Source organism: Pseudomonas fragi, assembly GCF_025426255.1.
Classification (GTDB): domain Bacteria; phylum Pseudomonadota; class Gammaproteobacteria; order Pseudomonadales; family Pseudomonadaceae; genus Aquipseudomonas; species Aquipseudomonas kulmbachensis.
In genome coordinates, this window is the sequence record NZ_CP104861.1 from 4,613,299 (window position 1) to 4,632,500 (window position 19,202).

At 56.1% G+C, this 19,202-nt stretch carries 5 protein-coding genes, 2 tRNA genes and 5 rRNA genes (1 of these 12 running past the window's edge); all 12 read right to left on the bottom strand.

What is annotated here, in order from left to right:
• Positions 1 to 3: 3 nt before the first annotated feature.
• A complete protein-coding gene (locus tag N7D90_RS21350) occupies positions 4 to 1,260 on the bottom strand; it encodes a diguanylate cyclase domain-containing protein (protein ID WP_261739841.1) in 1,257 nt (418 codons plus the stop codon).
• Entirely contained in the window at positions 1,257 to 1,832 is a 576-nt protein-coding gene (locus N7D90_RS21355) for a YfiR family protein (RefSeq protein ID WP_261739842.1), read from the bottom strand. The genes N7D90_RS21350 and N7D90_RS21355 overlap by 4 nt, the downstream gene beginning before the upstream one ends.
• Before the next feature lie 204 nt (positions 1,833 to 2,036).
• Positions 2,037 to 4,121, bottom strand: coding sequence for an exodeoxyribonuclease V subunit alpha (recD, locus tag N7D90_RS21360; protein ID WP_261739843.1), 2,085 nt, complete (start codon positions 4,119 to 4,121; stop codon positions 2,037 to 2,039).
• Positions 4,118 to 7,807 carry an exodeoxyribonuclease V subunit beta gene (recB, locus tag N7D90_RS21365; protein ID WP_261739844.1) on the bottom strand — a complete coding sequence of 1,230 codons (3,690 nt, stop codon included), beginning with the start codon at positions 7,805 to 7,807 and terminating at the stop codon, positions 4,118 to 4,120. The genes recD and recB overlap by 4 nt, the downstream gene beginning before the upstream one ends.
• Positions 7,807 to 11,256, bottom strand: coding sequence for an exodeoxyribonuclease V subunit gamma (gene recC, locus N7D90_RS21370; RefSeq protein ID WP_261739845.1), 3,450 nt, complete (start codon positions 11,254 to 11,256; stop codon positions 7,807 to 7,809). The genes recB and recC overlap by 1 nt, the downstream gene beginning before the upstream one ends.
• A 189-nt stretch (positions 11,257 to 11,445) precedes the next feature.
• A 5S ribosomal RNA gene (gene rrf / locus N7D90_RS21375) occupies positions 11,446 to 11,561 on the bottom strand.
• A gap of 161 nt (positions 11,562 to 11,722) precedes the next feature.
• A 23S ribosomal RNA gene (locus tag N7D90_RS21380) occupies positions 11,723 to 14,614 on the bottom strand.
• Between the two features lie 244 nt (positions 14,615 to 14,858).
• Positions 14,859 to 14,934: transfer RNA gene (locus N7D90_RS21385), tRNA-Ala, on the bottom strand.
• Positions 14,935 to 14,964: 30 nt separating this feature from the next.
• Positions 14,965 to 15,041: transfer RNA gene (locus tag N7D90_RS21390), tRNA-Ile, on the bottom strand.
• 81 nt (positions 15,042 to 15,122) lie between these two features.
• A 16S ribosomal RNA gene (locus tag N7D90_RS21395) occupies positions 15,123 to 16,659 on the bottom strand.
• A gap of 470 nt (positions 16,660 to 17,129) precedes the next feature.
• A 5S ribosomal RNA gene (gene rrf / locus N7D90_RS21400) occupies positions 17,130 to 17,245 on the bottom strand.
• A gap of 161 nt (positions 17,246 to 17,406) precedes the next feature.
• Positions 17,407 to 19,202: ribosomal RNA gene (locus N7D90_RS21405) — 23S ribosomal RNA — on the bottom strand; it runs 1,096 nt beyond the window's last position.
• Together the 16S, 23S and 5S rRNA genes with 2 tRNA genes alongside form the textbook arrangement of a ribosomal RNA operon.

Consider the following 19,202-nt stretch of genomic DNA (forward strand, 5'->3'; position numbering starts at 1 on the left):
TAATTACGGGGTTGCGGGGTACTCCAACTCCGCAACATGTTGTCCGCCTCTGGCGAGACGCTTTGCTTGGTACATCGCCGAGTCGGCTGCACAGAGCAGCGAACCCGGAGTTGCGCCATGTTCGGGGTAAACGGCGATTCCGATACTGAGCGAGGTCACGACGCTGATTTGCCCTGGCAGTTGAATCGTCTCAAGCATGCTGTCGATGATCTTGTCTGCGATGCGCTGTGCGTCTTCGACTCGGTGTAACGGTGAGAGCAAAATCGCAAATTCGTCGCCACCCAGACGCGCCACTACGTCGCCTTCGCGCAGTTGGGCACGAATCCGTGTGGCCACGGCGACCAGCACCGCGTCTCCCGCAGCGTGACCATAAGTATCGTTGATGTCCTTGAAACGATCGCTGTCGAGAAACAGCACCGCCGCCTTCTCGGTGATTTTGTTCAAGGAGCGCAGGGTGCGCGTCAGCCGCGTTTCAAAGTAGGCGCGGTTAGGCAGATTGGTCAGTGAGTCATGGCTGGCCTGATGCGCGAGGGTCTGATTTTCATTTTGCAGATGGCTTTGCCAGGACTCCAGCTCATCGAGCAAGGCATTAAAGTCATTGCCCAAGCTGTCCAGTTCAGCAATATGCGCAGGCGGCACGCGACGATCGAACGCTCGCTCACTACGCGCGGCGTGAGCCACTTCAGCCAGTTGCTGCAAAGGTCCGGTGATACCGCTTAGCAGCCGACGCGACAGGTATACGGCACTCCAGGCACTGAGCGCGGTACACACCAGAACGCCGAACAGGCCACTGAGTAGAAAACGCAACATGTTGGCGCCATGCCCGCGAACCGTCATCAGTCCGACCTCCTGGCCCTGATGCAAAATCGGCAGGGTAAGCGGCTGCTCCAGCAAACCATCGGCCAATAGCATTTCAACCCTCGAGAGCAGGCCCGTCTCGGGGCGCTGCCATTGCGCCAGCAATTCACCATCAGCCGTATAGACCCGAGCTTCGGCGACCGCTTCGGTGGACGCAATCAGGGCCAGCGCTTCGGCTGCAGCCGCACTGTCATCAAATACCACGGCGGCTTCCACGGTGTAATTGATGGAGCGGGCAATCAGATGCAGGTTGTGGTCGGCGTAGACCTTGAGTGCCAGCACGCCCAGCAGGGTCATGGAGGCGCTGGCAAGCGTTACCGCCACCAGCGCCACCCCCAAGTGCCCACGACGCAACACCGAGCGCAGCCTGCGCCGACCTTTAACCGTATTAGACAGGCTCAAGGCTGAGCCGCCCGACGGCGTGACAGCTGCAACACGCTGGGATGAATGCGCACGCCGCTACGGGCGACAGAATCGAGGTTGACCTCAAACGACACTTGATCATCGCTAACGTGAAGGCAAAACAGGCTGCCAACGGTGCATTGATCACCGTCTTCACTGATGCTCAACACGGCTTTGGCATTCAGGCTGGTAAATAGCTGATTACGCTCGTCACTGCTTAACTTGCCCAGGTAGACCGCATTGCAATCGGTGACAATGCTGGGGTCGCTCACCAATACACGACGCACCTGTACCGGCCTGCCGCTGGATTGGGTCGCGCCTTTGAGCAAGTCATCGGTGTACTCGGTGGGGCCGATAACGCAGAGCTGCAGTTGAACCGGTTCGGTAGGCCAGCGCGCATAACTGAGGATGCCAAGGACCACTTGGGTCACGGCCTTGGCACGTTGATCAGCCGGGTTGATGGACGCTTCAGGTTGCGCCAGGCAGGGAGTGCTCAGCAGTAACAGACAAAGGGATAGCCACAGCTGCCGCCGTCCAAAATGCTGTTCTGCGGAAGAGACAGCCACTTCCATGCGGGATTTCTCTGTAATCTTTGTAGGAATAATGTCGCAACGATAGCACGACATCCACATGAACTGTGATCCAGGTCACATTGCGCACTGCCCAGGCGTACCAATTACCTGTAGGAGCGGGCTTGCTCGCGATTCAAGCGACTCGGTTTCCCTGACGAACCGCAGCGATCTCATCGCGAGCAAGCTCGCTCCCACAGGGGGTGGTTAGCCCAGCCCCAGCATTAGTCCGCTCAAGCGTTTGACCTTGCGCTGTACGGCCTCTTCAAAAACTCCCGCACGTGGCTCGACCAGACTGAACCAGTCTTTGGCCCGGGTAATGCCGGTGTAAATCAGCTCTTTGGTCAATACCGGGTTGAGCGCCTCGGGGAGCACCAGCGCAGTGTGGGAGAACTCCGAGCCCTGAGATTTGTGTACGGTCATGGCGTAGACCGTTTCCACATCATTAAGCCGACTCGGCAGCACAAAACGAATGCCACCCTGCCCGTCGTTACGCGCGAAAGCCACACGCAGCACGTGACGCTGGGCCTGGCCGTCGCGCTCGGGAAGTCTGAGGGCAATGCCAATATCGCCATTCATCAGGCCCAGGCCGTAATCGTTGCGGGTCATCAACACCGGGCGGCCTTCATACCAGTGCTGATCGCTGTCAATCAGCTTGCGGGCAAACAAGGCCTGGGTGATGCGCGCATTCAAGCCCTCGACCCCCCAAGGCCCTTTGCGTACGGCGCAGAGCACCTGGAACGCCTCGAATGCTTGCAATACGTTGCCCGCCCAAGCCGCCCAGCAAGGGTCTTCAAGCCCGGTTTCGGCGTCGGGGCGCTGCTCGCGCAACACCTCAAGGTAATGCCGATAGCCTTTGGCCTGCTCACCGCGCCCTTCCAGTGCCAGACGTTCAAATCCGCGGTCTTGCTCGCCCTTGAGGGGCAAGGCAAAGAGGTCGGCATGGCTGCCCGCCGCCAGCAAGGCTCGCGCTTCAAGGGGCTGCTGCCGGTTGACCAGACGCGACAGCTGGCCAATGCCGCTGCCTTCACCGAAACGCCGCGAATGGCGCAGCATGACCACTTGCTGCGCCAGTGGGTGAGTACCGTCGAGGTCTTGCTGCAACTCGCTGGCACCGAGGTTTTCGCCGCTGACCTGCTCCAGCCAGGCACGGGTTTGCGGGGTATACCAGCCCGCTTCGGCATCGCGACACAAATCCCCCAGCACGGCGCCGGCTTCAACCGACGCCAGCTGGTCCTTGTCGCCCAGCAGCACCAACCGCGCATGCGCAGGCAGGGCATCGAGCAAGTTGGCCATCATTTCCAGATCGATCATCGATGCTTCGTCGACTACCAGTACATCCAGCGGCAAGCGATTGCCCGCGTGATGGCGGAAGTGCCGCGTGCCGGGGCGGCTGCCGAGCAGGCGGTGAACGGTAGTCACGTCGCTGGGGATTTTTTGCCGAACCTTGTCGTCCACTTCCAGCGATTTGACTTGCAGGCTGATCGACTCGGTCAGGCGGGCGGCCGCTTTACCGGTCGGCGCGGCAAGACGAATGCGCAAGGGTGCGCCTGCCTCTACCGCTGGGGCCTGTAGCAAAGCCAGCAAACGCACCACTGTGGTGGTTTTACCGGTGCCGGGGCCACCGGTGACGATGCTGAAAGCCCCCCGGGTGGCCAAGGCACAGGCGAGTTTTTGCCAGTCAATCGGCGCATTCAATGCCGGGCTGCCGAACAAGCCGTTCAGCCGTGCGGGCAAGTCATCGGGGGTCACTTCAGTTATCGCCAGACGCTGACGCAAAGCGCAGTCGATTCGGCGCTCATAACTCCAGTAACGACGCAAATACAGACGGCGCTCACTCAGTACCAATGGCCGACTGGCCGCATCCGCTGACGACTGGCCAGCGTACTCAACCAAAGGGCTGGCTTGCAGGGCCTTGCACCAGGCATCGCCATCCAGCGCCTCAAGCAGTTGCGAGGGCAGCAGCATGGCGCCGGTTTGTACATCGCCTTCGGGTGGCAAGGACAGTGCGAAGTCGGGCTCTTTAAGGGTTTCGAACAGATCCAGACACACATGGCCGTGGCCCAGCTGATGACTGGTCAAGGCCGCTGCCAACAGCACCAGGGGGTCGCCTTGCGGGTCGCGCTCATGCAAGAACGCAACGAAGGCTTTATCCAGTGCGCGCAACCAGCCGCGCTCGACCCAGCGCTCCAGCAACAACAGCAGGTCATCGGCACGGCCCAAGGGCTGCAGCAGGGCAAGGCTCTCGGCCGTCAACGGTGTGGGCAATAACTCGGCAAACGAACGGCTCATAACAACACTCCCTGTTCCCACGCCGGTTCAGCTGTTTTCGGCACAGGTTTGCCCTGGAACATAAGGTCCAGGCTTTCGATCAAGACTCTCGGTGGCCGGGTGAAATACACACCCTGCCCCTGGGATCGGGTGCCACGCAAAAACAGATACAGCGCGCCTCCCATGTGCTGGTCGTAGTCATAGTCGGGCAGTCGGGCCTTCAGTTGGCGGTGCAAGGCCAGCAGGTACAAGACGTATTGCAGGTCATAGCGGTTGTCCAGAATCGAGGTGGTCATTGCTTGTTCGGTGTAAGCCGAATCGTCAGCGCCCAGCCAGTTGGATTTGTAGTCCGCAACGTAATAACGCCCCTGATGTTCGAAGGTCAGGTCGATAAAACCCTTGAACATGCCATTAAGCAAACTCGGCTCGGCCCCGGCACGCGGTGCACCGCCGTGGGTGTGCTGGCGCACCAGCGTATCCAGTTGCACAACATCGACCTTATGGCTGGCAAACCAAAACTCCATCTCGATCTGGTACTGGCTCAACTCACTGAGTACCACAGCCGGTTGGCCATTATTCAGACGCAAGGGTTCATCTTGCAGATGTTGCAACCAATCGCTCAGGGTCTCGATCCAGCCTTGCCAGCCGCGCCGGTTACAGCGCCGCGCCACGGCGTCCTGTATCGACAGTGGGTCAGCCTTGAATCCTTCAGTGCCAGCCCATTCAAGCAGGCCGTGAAGGAAGGTTCCGGGGTTTGGCCCACGAGGGAAGCGGTGTATATCGCCGCCACTGAGTAACACATCGCGCGGCGCATCAGGATCGAGTCGCTCATCATCCGAGAGCTTTTGTGCCAAGGCACTTTCAGGTGCTTCGACGGGGCTGAGGCTGTCACCGATACGCAGTGCGCTGTAGGAAGCAATCCACCAGTTTTCTGCGGCGCGGCGGCTCGGGATCAGCGGCTCAAGCAAAGTGGCCTGATTGAGCGGTGGATAAAAATGCGCCTCGCAAGCGGCTGGCACGGGTTCGCACTGTATGGCGGCGCAGTCTTGCTGCACATCTGCCAACCAGCTCTGCAATCCAACGGATTCGGCCAACATCGCCCCGCCGCCCAGCAAATAGCCCAAGGCCGAGAGGTGCAAAACCGAGCGATTGTTATTGCCGCGCTTAAGGTCCGCAACACCGAGCCAACAAGCGTGCTGGGCGCGGGTCAGGGCCACATAAAGCAGGCGCAAGTCTTCGGCCAGACGCTCGTCATCGGCTTGGGCAATCAGCTCTGGGGTCGGCTTCAAGCTCACTTGGGCGTTGCCCGCCACGTCGTGGTAATGCAGCGGCAAACGGCTACCATCCACAGGTTTGGTCGAGCAGATAAACGGCAAGAACACCAATGGGTATTCCAGCCCCTTGGATTTGTGGATAGTCACCACCTTGACCAGTTGCTCGTCACTTTCAAGGCGCAGGATTTGCTCTTCACCTGCCTGCCCGGACAAGGCCAGATGCTCGGCCAGATGGCGGATCAGCGCCTGTTCGCCGTCCAGTTCGGCAGCGGCCTGTTGCAACAGTTCGGACAGGTGCAGCACGTTGGTCAAGACACGCTCGCCGTCAGGCCGGGCAATCAGGGCTTGGGGCAATTCAAAGTCGTGCAGCAAACGGCGCAGCATGGCGAGCACCCCTTGCTTGCGCCAGGTTTCGCGGTAGCCGCGGAACTGCATCACGCGCTGCTCCCAGGCCAATTCATCCTGGTTCAAACGCTCCAGTTCAATCAGCGGCAGATCCAGGGTGATGCAGGCTAGCGCAGCACGCAGCGGGCGTTCGACGTCCGGTTCGGCACAGGCCTTGAGCCAGGCCAGTACATCGTGTGCTTCCTGCGCAGCGTAGACCGAGTCCTTATCCGACAGGTAAACGCTACGTACGCCACGAGTCGACAATTCTCGCCGCACTGCCTGCGCTTCCTTGCCGTCACGCACCAGAATGGCTATATCCGCAGGCAATACGCCGCGCAGTGTTTCGCCCTCCTTGGCAAAACCGCAGCGCCCTTGCTGGCCGCCATTGAGCAGCTCGACGATCTGGCTGGCACAGGCTGCCGCCAGTTGTTGACGATAGATGAGGCCCGATACGGGTTGCTCGGAGGGCAACTGCCAAAGCGTCAATGCACTGACAGGGTGGCCATCCAGTTGCAGGACTTCTTTGCGCCCCTGGGATTTAACCGACACAAAGGGCACAGGGTTTTCAGTGCCTTCGCGAAACAGAAACGCGCCTCGGCCGGTATCGCGCTGTTCGGCCCGCTCAAACACGTGGTTTACCGCCTGGACCATGGCGTGACTGGAGCGAAAGTTGGTGCCCAGTGTGTGCAGCCGGCCATGGGTAGCCTGGCGTGCACGCAAGTAGGTGTAGATATCGGCTCCGCGAAAGGCATAGATCGCCTGTTTCGGGTCGCCGATCAGGAACAGGCCGGTGTCGGGGCTGTTGTCTTCAATCCGGTAGATGGTCTCGAAGATGCGGTACTGCACGGGGTCGGTGTCCTGAAACTCGTCGATCAGTGCCACCGGGAACTGCTCACGAATCAGGGTCGCCAGGCGCTCGCCGCCTTCTGCCTGCAATGCCGCGTCGAGGCGCAGCAACATGTCGTCAAAACCCATTTCGGCACGGCGGCGTTTTTCTTCCTCGAAACGCACGCTTACCCAATTCGCGGCATGTTGCAGAACTGCCGCATCCGGGGTCGGCAAGGCATCTAGCGCGGCCTTGAGGCCATGCATGGCATCCAGCCCCGGATGCTGCGGCGGCGCGCCTTTCCAGGCTTCAGCCATGCCATCGGGGGTCAGGCGGGTGAAACCGGTGCCGAGATCAAGCTGCTCCTGAGCGTCATCGGCCGCCCAGGCACTGAGTTTTTCAAACCATGGCTCGAAATAGCGAGCCTGCATCTTGCGACCGTCGACCGCTTTACTAGCCACACCCTGAAGGCAGATATCGCGTAATTCCTGTGCCCATTGCAGCCATGGCGTTTTGAGCTGTGATAGCGCCTCACGGCGCTCTTGCAAGCAGGCTTCGATCATGTGCGCTGGGGTCTGCTCTGTGCTGGCGGGCGAGCGCGAGCTGCCAAACAGTGCACGCACGCGCGGCAACAAGGCGGCCGGGCCACTCCAGTTGGCGCGCACCCAGTTCAACGCGTCGCCGTGCATGGGGTAGCAGAACAGTCGCCAGTAATCGCGCAGCACTTCACCCAGTAAGTCGCTGTGGTCGGTTTCCAGGGTCTGGGTAAACAGGCTGCCGCTGTCGAAGGCATGCTCACGCAACATCCGCTGACACCAACTGTGGATGGTCGAAACCGCCGCCTCGTCCATCCACTGGGCCGCGATATCGAGGCGTCCTGCGCAAGCGGCCCACTGCTCGGGAGCAAACTGCTCACGCAGTTGCTCGACCAGGGCATCCGGGGCTTCGATCTCGCCACGAAAGAACCGCGCGGCTTCTGCCAATCGAGTGCGGATGCGATCGCGCAGCTCTTTGGTAGCCGCATCGGTAAAGGTCACAACGAGAATTTGCGGCGGCAATAACTCACGACCAAAGCCTGACCCCTCACCGCCATGCCCCAGGATCAAACGCAGGTATAGCGCCGAGATGGTGAAGGTTTTGCCGGTGCCGGCGCTGGCTTCAATCAGTTGGCTGCCACGTAGGGGAAAGGCCAAGGCCAGCGGTAATGTTTGCTCGCTCATTAGCGTGACGCCTCGCTGTTTAATGAGCGCCAAGGCGCATCAAAAAGTGGTCGATAGAGGGCATCGCACCACTCCTCAAATGTTCCAGCAGCCATCAAAGCCACATAGTCAGGGAACTGGCGGGCCAGAGCCGCGCTTTCGCGGCGTTCGCCGTCGCTGGTTTGACCATCACCTTCGTAGGCTTTTTGTGCCGCCGCGTCAGCCTTCGCCGGGTCTGTCTGTGCGAGCCATGCGAAGGCGGTTTTCACGGCGATTGGCAGCGGGTGGCTCATGCCGACTTTCCAGGCTACCAGCAAGTTGCCGAGTATTTCACCGGCCTGCTTGGGGTCCAGAGGGTCAAGCAGCAGGGTGTCATCGCTGGCTACCAGAGCAGTGGACATCGGCAGGCCACTGGCGCAGGCCGCCAGATGGTTTACCCAAGGCCGGGTTAACCGGTGCCACTTGCGGGTTTTAATCGCACCGATGCTATTAGGAATGGTGGTAACGGACAGTAGGCCCTTGTCGCTGCGCTGGTGCAGGTTACCGAGCCAACCTTCCAGTGTCAGACCTTGATCCTCAAAGCTGACAGGCAACGCGCTATTTAGCGGTGTAGGCCAAAGAGCCAACAGCTGCTGATAGCGCTGTAGTACATCCGGCAAGGGTTCGATCAGTTCGTGTTGCAGGCATTCACCAAACCCGGCCATAGGCAACAAGCCACTACCTTGCAGACGCTGGGCGCGGGTATACAAGGCGTGTTCAATCTCGTCGGGCTGCGCCAGTGCAGCTTCGAGCAGGCTGTCGCTCAAGGTGTAGCGCTGCAGTGCATCGAGTACGAAAGGTTCTTCATCGGCCAGAGGCACTTCGGCTGCTTCAAAGAAGACTTTCAAGCGCTGACTGAAGAAGTGGCGCACCGGGTTGCGCAGAAAATCCTGCAACTGCGTCAGATTTAGCGGCTCTTCCTGTTCGTGTGCTGCCAGCGTGCCGGGTTGAACGGGCTCCGGCTGTGGCGCGTGCAGTCGCTGCCATTCGCGGGCATAGCTGAACAGGTTGCTATTGCCCTCATGAAAGTAGCGGGTACTGAAGGGTTGCAGCGGATGCTCTTGGGTCATGGCCGCGAGCAGGTCACCGCCCCCTTGCAGTTGCCAGCCACTGGCGAGGTGGTCACGCAGCTGGCCGATCAGGACGCAGGCCGGGCGTTCGCTGTTGTCGCGAATACTGCGCCCAACCCAGCTGATATAGAGCTGCTCGCGTGCGGAGAGTAGTGCTTCGAGAAGCAGGTATCGGTCATCTTCGCGGCGGGAACGGTCCCCAGGGCGGTAGTCGCTGCCCATTAAATCGAAGTCCAGCGGCGGTTGTGCACGCGGGTAGTCGCCATCGTTCATGCCCAGCAGGCAGACAAGTTTGAAGGGGATCGCACGCATCGGCATCAAGGTGCAGAAATTGACCGCCCCGGCCAGAAAGCGTTGTGACAATTTGCCTTGGTCCAGTCCGGTTAACCAAGCCTCGCGTACTACCGTCAGTGGTAACTCGTCTTGCAAACCAACCAGCTCACAGGTTTCGAGCCAGGTCTCACGCAGCTCTTCAAGCTGGGCCAGCAAATAGTCATCGTGTTCAGTTTCGGCCTGGAAAAACAGCTGCACCAGCGCTTGCAGCCGCTCGCCCCATTGCTGCGGCAGCGCAGGTTGCGAAAGCTCCTGATGGGCGATTTCCAGCGCATCGAGCAAAGCCACAAGCGGGCCGATCAGCACTGCATCCAGACCGCCTATTTCATCGTAAGGCTCTATGCCATCGCAGGCTTCGCCACTGCCTACGGCATAGCCAAGCAGCATGCGGCGCAGGCCGAAACGCCAACTGTTTTGCTCCAGTTGTTGCGGTAAGCCAAGGCCGGCGCGCTGCGCGGCATTCAAGCCCCACCGAATCCCCGCACCTTCGATCCAGCGATGCAGGGTTGGCAGGTCGCGCTCTTGCACGTTGAAGCGGGCCCGCAGCGAAGGAACATCGAGCAAGTCGAGAATTTCACTGACGGGGAATCGACTGTCGGGCAGCTTGAGCAGATGCTCGAGAGCAATCAGCAACGGATCACGGCCACGCTGGCCCTGGTCGGCCAAGGTGAAGGGGATAAAGCGCCGATCATCACGCTCGATCTGCCCGAACACGGCACGGATATGCGGCGCGTAACTGTCGACATCCGGCACCATCACAATCACATCGCGTGGCTGCAATTGAGGGTTTTCGCTAAATCGTGCAAGTAGCTGGTCGTGGAGGATCTCGACTTCCCGTTGTGCGCTGTGAGCAATGTGGAAGCGGATTGAGCGATCTTTTTCCAAATCAATTGCGGGCCACAACTCGCGGGTTTCGTTGAGTGGCCGCAGTTCAAGAATGTCGTCCTGCAACTGGTTGAGCAGGTTGAGTGGTTCGACTTCGCTGAACAGATCGATGCGGCCATCACGAAAGGCAGCACGGTAGCTGTTGGGATCGTCGTAGCTGTCGAGCAGGTTGATATAGTCGCGACCTTGCTTGCCCCAGGCGGCGAGCAATGGGTGCGCATGTTGATGCAGGGTGTCCAGATCAAGCGCTGTAGGCATTCCGCTTTTGCGGGCCTGACGTTTGTACTGATGGCGCAGCAGATCTTTGTCGGCAACGATGTCAGACCAATGATGACGACATGGGTTATGCACACAGAGCAGCACTTGGCTGAACCGCGCGAGTCCAGCCAGTGCTTCGAGTGCCTGAGCGGGCAATGAAGAGATACCGAAGACGATCACCCGCGCAGGTAAACCGGGCGGGGCTTGCTCAAGGCTGCTGATCTTGTCCATAAACCGCTGGTGAACCCCGGCCCGGCTCTGGGACATGCCCTCTTCACCGACATCGAGCAATAGCGCTCGCCACAGCTCTGCTTGCCAACAGTTAGCCGGGCTCAAGGCCGGGCTTTCGCCTCGTGCGTTGCGCAGTTGAAGACGGCCAGCAGCCCAGTCTTCCAGCCAGTCGGCGCGATAGACCTGATATTGGTCGAACAGGTCAGCCAGGCGCTCTGACAGTTGATAGCGTTTGCGCAAATCGGTGTCGTGAGTCAGGAAGCGCTGCAGCGGCTCGAAGTGCGGCTGATCGATAAGGGCCGGAAGCAGGCGCATCAGGCGCCAAGTCAGCGGGGCTTTATCGAGCAAGGACTTGGCGGGGATTTCTTCGCTGCCTAATACAAGTCGGTAAAGCTGCCACAAAAAGCTGCCTGGCAGTTGCACGTCCACTGCTGCGGCGATACCGCAGCCACCGAGGTCATCGTCCCTAGCGTCTTCAGCCAGGGCCAGCTTCAACCATTGGGCAATGCCATTACTCTGCACCAGAGCAATTTCGTTCTCCAAAGGCGCCAGGGGATAGCGGCGCATCCAACTGACGACCAGGCTGCGTAACTCATCGAGGCGGTTACCGTGAACCACCATAAAACCCGCATTGAGGGACGTAGCAACCGGCATGACGGCATCCTTAGGAGAAGGCAAAATCCAAAGGCGAACCTTAACATTGCTCGGCAAGATTGGTGGAGTTCAAGCTGCAAGGCAGAGTGCTTGGGCTTAGGGGGATGCTGATGCAGGTTGCCTGCAACTTTTCTCGGCACAAAAACAAACCCCCTGTCTGCGTGAGCAGACAGGGGGTTTGGAATTTAATCTTGACGATGACCTACTCTCACATGGGGAAACCCCACACTACCATCGGCGATGCATCGTTTCACTACTGAGTTCGGGATGGGATCAGGTGGTTCCAATGCTCTATGGTCGTCAAGAAATTCGGTAGCCAGGTCGTTTGCCTTTCGGCTTACGCTCCAGCGAATGGGTATGTAATAGAGGGGTGTTTTGTGAATCGCAAACTTTCGGTTTGTATCGTCTTCACACACCGCAACTTGCAGGCTCTTGTATTCAAGGGCGCAAATTGCTTGGGTGTTATATGGTCAAGCCTCACGGGCAATTAGTATTGGTTAGCTCAACGCCTCACAGCGCTTACACACCCAACCTATCAACGTCGTAGTCTTCGACGGCCCTTTAGGGAACTCAAGGTTCCAGTGAGATCTCATCTTGAGGCAAGTTTCCCGCTTAGATGCTTTCAGCGGTTATCTTTCCCGAACATAGCTACCCGGCAATGCCACTGGCGTGACAACCGGAACACCAGAGGTTCGTCCACTCCGGTCCTCTCGTACTAGGAGCAGCCCCTCTCAAATCTCAAACGTCCACGGCAGATAGGGACCGAACTGTCTCACGACGTTCTAAACCCAGCTCGCGTACCACTTTAAATGGCGAACAGCCATACCCTTGGGACCGGCTTCAGCCCCAGGATGTGATGAGCCGACATCGAGGTGCCAAACACCGCCGTCGATATGAACTCTTGGGCGGTATCAGCCTGTTATCCCCGGAGTACCTTTTATCCGTTGAGCGATGGCCCTTCCATACAGAACCACCGGATCACTAAGACCTACTTTCGTACCTGCTCGACGTGTCTGTCTCGCAGTCAAGCGCGCTTTTGCCTTTATACTCTACGACCGATTTCCGACCGGTCTGAGCGCACCTTCGTACTCCTCCGTTACTCTTTAGGAGGAGACCGCCCCAGTCAAACTACCCACCATACACTGTCCTCGATCCGGATAACGGACCTGAGTTAGAACCTCAAAGTTGCCAGGGTGGTATTTCAAGGTTGGCTCCATGCAGACTGGCGTCCACACTTCAAAGCCTCCCACCTATCCTACACAAGCAAATTCAAAGTCCAGTGCAAAGCTATAGTAAAGGTTCACGGGGTCTTTCCGTCTAGCCGCGGATACACTGCATCTTCACAGCGATTTCAATTTCACTGAGTCTCGGGTGGAGACAGCGCCGCCATCGTTACGCCATTCGTGCAGGTCGGAACTTACCCGACAAGGAATTTCGCTACCTTAGGACCGTTATAGTTACGGCCGCCGTTTACCGGGGCTTCGATCAAGAGCTTCGCGTTAGCTAACCCCATCAATTAACCTTCCGGCACCGGGCAGGCGTCACACCCTATACGTCCACTTTCGTGTTTGCAGAGTGCTGTGTTTTTAATAAACAGTCGCAGCGGCCTGGTATCTTCGACCGGCGTGGGCTTACGCAGTAAATGCTTCACCCTCACCGGCGCACCTTCTCCCGAAGTTACGGTGCCATTTTGCCTAGTTCCTTCACCCGAGTTCTCTCAAGCGCCTTGGTATTCTCTACCCAACCACCTGTGTCGGTTTGGGGTACGGTTCCTGGTTACCTGAAGCTTAGAAGCTTTTCTTGGAAGCATGGCATCAACCACTTCGTTAACTAAAAGTTAACTCGTCATCAGCTCTCGGCCTTAGAATCCCGGATTTACCTAAGATTCCAGCCTACCACCTTAAACTTGGACAACCAACGCCAAGCTGGCCTAGCCTTCTCCGTCCCTCCATCGCAATAACCAGAAGTACAGGAATATTAACCTGTTTTCCATCGACTACGCTTTTCAGCCTCGCCTTAGGGACCGACTAACCCTGCGTCGATTAACGTTGCGCAGGAAACCTTGGTCTTTCGGCGTGGGTGTTTTTCACACCCATTATCGTTACTCATGTCAGCATTCGCACTTCTGATACCTCCAGCAAGCTTCTCAACTCACCTTCACAGGCTTACAGAACGCTCCTCTACCGCATCACCTAAGTGATACCCGTAGCTTCGGTGTATGGTTTGAGCCCCGTTAAATCTTCCGCGCAGGCCGACTCGACTAGTGAGCTATTACGCTTTCTTTAAAGGGTGGCTGCTTCTAAGCCAACCTCCTAGCTGTCTAAGCCTTCCCACATCGTTTCCCACTTAACCATAACTTTGGGACCTTAGCTGACGGTCTGGGTTGTTTCCCTTTTCACGACGGACGTTAGCACCCGCCGTGTGTCTCCCATGCTCGGCACTTGTAGGTATTCGGAGTTTGCATCGGTTTGGTAAGTCGGGATGACCCCCTAGCCGAAACAGTGCTCTACCCCCTACAGTGATACATGAGGCGCTACCTAAATAGCTTTCGAGGAGAACCAGCTATCTCCGAGCTTGATTAGCCTTTCACTCCGATCCACAGGTCATCCGCTAACTTTTCAACGGTAGTCGGTTCGGTCCTCCAGTTAGTGTTACCCAACCTTCAACCTGCCCATGGATAGATCGCCCGGTTTCGGGTCTATTCCCAGCGACTAGACGCCCTATTAAGACTCGCTTTCGCTACGCCTCCCCTATTCGGTTAAGCTTGCCACTGAAAATAAGTCGCTGACCCATTATACAAAAGGTACGCAGTCACCCAACAAAGTAGGCTCCCACTGCTTGTACGCATACGGTTTCAGGATCTATTTCACTCCCCTCTCCGGGGTTCTTTTCGCCTTTCCCTCACGGTACTAGTTCACTATCGGTCAGTCAGTAGTATTTAGCCTTGGAGGATGGTCCCCCCATATTCAGACAAAGTTTCTCGTGCTCCGTCCTACTCGATTTCACTGCAAAGATGTTTTCGCGTACAGGGCTATCACCCACTATGGCCGCACTTTCCAGAGCGTTCCGCTAACATCAATACAGCTTAAGGGCTGGTCCCCGTTCGCTCGCCACTACTAAGGGAATCTCGGTTGATTTCTTTTCCTCAGGGTACTTAGATGTTTCAGTTCCCCTGGTTCGCTTCTTAAGCCTATGTATTCAGCTTAAGATACCTAACTTATGTTAGGTGGGTTCCCCCATTCAGACATCTCCGGATCAAAGTCTGTTTGCCGACTCCCCGAAGCTTTTCGCAGGCTACCACGTCTTTCATCGCCTCTGACTGCCAAGGCATCCACCGTATGCGCTTCTTCACTTGACCATATAACCCCAAGCAATCTGGTTATACTATGAAGACGACATTCGCCGAAAATTCGCATGTTCAATTAAGAACTTCACAAATTTTACCTTAGCCTGAATAAACACCAGTGAAAGTGTTATCCAGTCTAACTTTCTATTACATACCCAAATTTTTAAAGAACGATCTAATCAAAAGATCAGAAATCAACATTCACTCTCTTTCGAGAAAATGTTCATTTCTAAGCTTTGCGATACAGAAGCAGTAATGGTGGAGCCAAACGGGATCGAACCGTTGACCTCCTGCGTGCAAGGCAGGCGCTCTCCCAGCTGAGCTATGGCCCCATATTTCTACAGGTAATTTCCAAACAAAATTGGTGGGTCTGGGCAGATTCGAACTGCCGACCTCACCCTTATCAGGGGTGCGCTCTAACCAACTGAGCTACAGACCCAATTTTGATCTACTTCTATCGTCTTCTTCAATGAATCAAGCAATTCGTGTGGGAACTTACGGAGCAGCTGATGTCGTCGATTAAGGAGGTGATCCAGCCGCAGGTTCCCCTACGGCTACCTTGTTACGACTTCACCCCAGTCATGAATCACACCGTGGTAACCGTCCTCCCGAAGGTTAGACTAGCTACTTCTGGTGCAACCCACTCCCATGGTGTGACGGGCGGTGTGTACAAGGCCCGGGAACGTATTCACCGTGACATTCTGATTCACGATTACTAGCGATTCCGACTTCACGCAGTCGAGTTGCAGACTGCGATCCGGACTACGATCGGTTTTATGGGATTAGCTCCACCTCGCGGCTTGGCAACCCTTTGTACCGACCATTGTAGCACGTGTGTAGCCCAGGCCGTAAGGGCCATGATGACTTGACGTCATCCCCACCTTCCTCCGGTTTGTCACCGGCAGTCTCCTTAGAGTGCCCACCATTACGTGCTGGTAACTAAGGACAAGGGTTGCGCTCGTTACGGGACTTAACCCAACATCTCACGACACGAGCTGACGACAGCCATGCAGCACCTGTCTCAATGTTCCCGAAGGCACCAATCTATCTCTAGAAAGTTCATTGGATGTCAAGGCCTGGTAAGGTTCTTCGCGTTGCTTCGAATTAAACCACATGCTCCACCGCTTGTGCGGGCCCCCGTCAATTCATTTGAGTTTTAACCTTGCGGCCGTACTCCCCAGGCGGTCAACTTAATGCGTTAGCTGCGCCACTAAGAGTTCAAGACTCCCAACGGCTAGTTGACATCGTTTACGGCGTGGACTACCAGGGTATCTAATCCTGTTTGCTCCCCACGCTTTCGCACCTCAGTGTCAGTATCAGTCCAGGTAGTCGCCTTCGCCACTGGTGTTCCTTCCTATATCTACGCATTTCACCGCTACACAGGAAATTCCACTACCCTCTACCATACTCTAGCTTGCCAGTTTTGGATGCAGTTCCCAGGTTGAGCCCGGGGATTTCACATTCAACTTAACAAACCACCTACGCGCGCTTTACGCCCAGTAATTCCGATTAACGCTTGCACCCTCTGTATTACCGCGGCTGCTGGCACAGAGTTAGCCGGTGCTTATTCTGTCGGTAACGTCAAGACAGTCACGTATTAGGTAACTGCCCTTCCTCCCAACTTAAAGTGCTTTACAATCCGAAGACCTTCTTCACACACGCGGCATGGCTGGATCAGGCTTTCGCCCATTGTCCAATATTCCCCACTGCTGCCTCCCGTAGGAGTCTGGACCGTGTCTCAGTTCCAGTGTGACTGATCATCCTCTCAGACCAGTTACGGATCGTAGCCTTGGTGAGCCATTACCTCACCAACTAGCTAATCCGACCTAGGCTCATCTGATAGCGCAAGGCCCGAAGGTCCCCTGCTTTCTCCCGTAGGACGTATGCGGTATTAGCGTCCGTTTCCGAACGTTATCCCCCACTATCAGGCAGATTCCTAGGTATTACTCACCCGTCCGCCGCTCTCAAGAGAAGCAAGCTTCTCTCTACCGCTCGACTTGCATGTGTTAGGCCTGCCGCCAGCGTTCAATCTGAGCCATGATCAAACTCTTCAGTTCAAACATCTTTGGGTTTTTAAGAAACCCTAAACTTGGCTCAGCAATCGTTGGTTACATCTTTGATTTCTCGCGGAGTAACTTGTGATGCTGATAATCTTGTTGACTATCAGTCTGACTCCACAAGCACCCACACGAATTGCTTGATTCAGTTGTTAAAGAGCGGTTGGTTAGCTTTCGCTGAACCGAGGCGCGCATTCTACAGCAGCCTCTGTTGCTGTCAAGCGGTTATTTTAAGATGTTTTCAAAGTTTCCTTTGTAACATCAACCACTTGCGCTTTCGATCTCTCGTTAGCGGGAGGCGAATTCTACAGCGTTACACGCTGCTGTCAACACCTTATTTCCTGCTACGTTCAATCTACTTGTTAGCCAGGCAAATGGCCTGGTTAACAGCACACGCTTTTTACAAAGCTTGTACTTATACAAAAACAAAATCCCCGACTGCGTGAGCAGACAGGGATTTTGGAATTTAATCTTGACGATGACCTACTCTCACATGGGGAAACCCCACACTACCATCGGCGATGCATCGTTTCACTACTGAGTTCGGGATGGGATCAGGTGGTTCCAATGCTCTATGGTCGTCAAGAAATTCTGTAGCCAGGTCGTTTGCCTTTCGGCTTACGCTCCAGCGAATGGGTATGTAATAGAGTGGTGTTTTGTGAGTCGCAAACTTTCGGTTTGTATCGTCTTCACACACCGCAACTTGCAGGCTCTTGTATTCAAGGGCGCAAATTGCTTGGGTGTTATATGGTCAAGCCTCACGGGCAATTAGTATTGGTTAGCTCAACGCCTCACAGCGCTTACACACCCAACCTATCAACGTCGTAGTCTTCGACGGCCCTTTAGGGAACTCAAGGTTCCAGTGAGATCTCATCTTGAGGCAAGTTTCCCGCTTAGATGCTTTCAGCGGTTATCTTTCCCGAACATAGCTACCCGGCAATGCCACTGGCGTGACAACCGGAACACCAGAGGTTCGTCCACTCCGGTCCTCTCGTACTAGGAGCAGCCCCTCTCAAATCTCAAACGTCCACGGCAGATAGGGACCGAACTGTCTCACGACGTTCTAAACCCAGCTCGCGTACCACTTTAAATGGCGAACAGCCATACCCTTGGGACCGGCTTCAGCCCCAGGATGTGATGAGCCGACATCGAGGTGCCAAACACCGCCGTCGATATGAACTCTTGGGCGGTATCAGCCTGTTATCCCCGGAGTACCTTTTATCCGTTGAGCGATGGCCCTTCCATACAGAACCACCGGATCACTAAGACCTACTTTCGTACCTGCTCGACGTGTCTGTCTCGCAGTCAAGCGCGCTTTTGCCTTTATACTCTACGACCGATTTCCGACCGGTCTGAGCGCACCTTCGTACTCCTCCGTTACTCTTTAGGAGGAGACCGCCCCAGTCAAACTACCCACCATACACTGTCCTCGATCCGGATAACGGACCTGAGTTAGAACCTCAAAGTTGCCAGGGTGGTATTTCAAGGTTGGCTCCATGCAGACTGGCGTCCACACTTCAAAGCCTCCCACCTATCCTACACAAGCAAATTCAAAGTCCAGTGCAAAGCTATAGTAAAGGTTCACGGGGTCTTTCCGTCTAGCCGCGGATACACTGCATCTTCACAGCGATTTCAATTTCACTGAGTCTCGGGTGGAGACAGCGCCGCCATCGTTACGCCATTCGTGCAGGTCGGAACTTACCCGACAAGGAATTTCGCTACCTTAGGACCGTTATAGTTACGGCCGCCGTTTACCGGGGCTTCGATCAAGAGCTTCGCGTTAGCTAACCCCATCAATTAACCTTCCGGCACCGGGCAGGCGTCACACCCTATACGTCCACTTTCGTGTTTGCAGAGTGCTGTGTTTTTAATAAACAGTCGCAGCGGCCTGGTATCTTCGACCGGCGTGGGCTTACGCAGTAAATGCTTCACCCTCACCGGCGCACCTTCTCCCGAAGTTACGGTGCCATTTTGCCTAGTTCCTTCACCCGAGTTCTCTCAAGCGCCTTGGTATTCTCTACCCAACCACCTGTGTCGGTTTGGGGTACGGTTCCTGGTTACCTGAAGCTTAGAAGCTTTTCTTGGAAGCATGGCATCAACCACTTCGTTAACTAAAAGTTAACTCGTCATCAGCTCTCGGCCTTAGAATCCCGGATTTACCTAAGATTCCAGCCTACCACCTTAAACTTGGACAACCAACGCCAAGCTGGCCTAGCCTTCTCCGTCCCTCCATCGCAATAACCAGAAGTACAGGAATATTAACCTGTTTTCCATCGACTACGCTTTTCAGCCTCGCCTTAGGGACCGACTAACCCTGCGTCGATTAACGTTGCGCAGGAAACCTTGGTCTTTCGGCGTGGGTGTTTTTCACACCCATTATCGTTACTCATGTCAGCATTCGCACTTCTGATACCTCCAGCAAGCTTCTCAACTCACCTTCACAGGCTTACAGAACGCTCCTCTACCGCATCACCTAAGTGATACCCGTAGCTTCGGTGTATGGTTTGAGCCCCGTTAAATCTTCCGCGCAGGCCGACTCGACT

What these genes read in the sequence shown, in the direction of transcription:
- recC (WP_261739845.1), bottom strand. Translation starts at nt 11,256, where the DNA reads ATGCCGGTTGCTACGTCCCTCAATGCGGGTTTTATGGTGGTTCACGGT.
- recB (WP_261739844.1), bottom strand. Translation starts at nt 7,807, where the DNA reads ATGAGCGAGCAAACATTACCGCTGGCCTTGGCCTTTCCCCTACGTGGC.
- N7D90_RS21355 (WP_261739842.1), bottom strand. Translation starts at nt 1,832, where the DNA reads ATGGAAGTGGCTGTCTCTTCCGCAGAACAGCATTTTGGACGGCGGCAG.
- recD (WP_261739843.1), bottom strand. Translation starts at nt 4,121, where the DNA reads ATGAGCCGTTCGTTTGCCGAGTTATTGCCCACACCGTTGACGGCCGAG.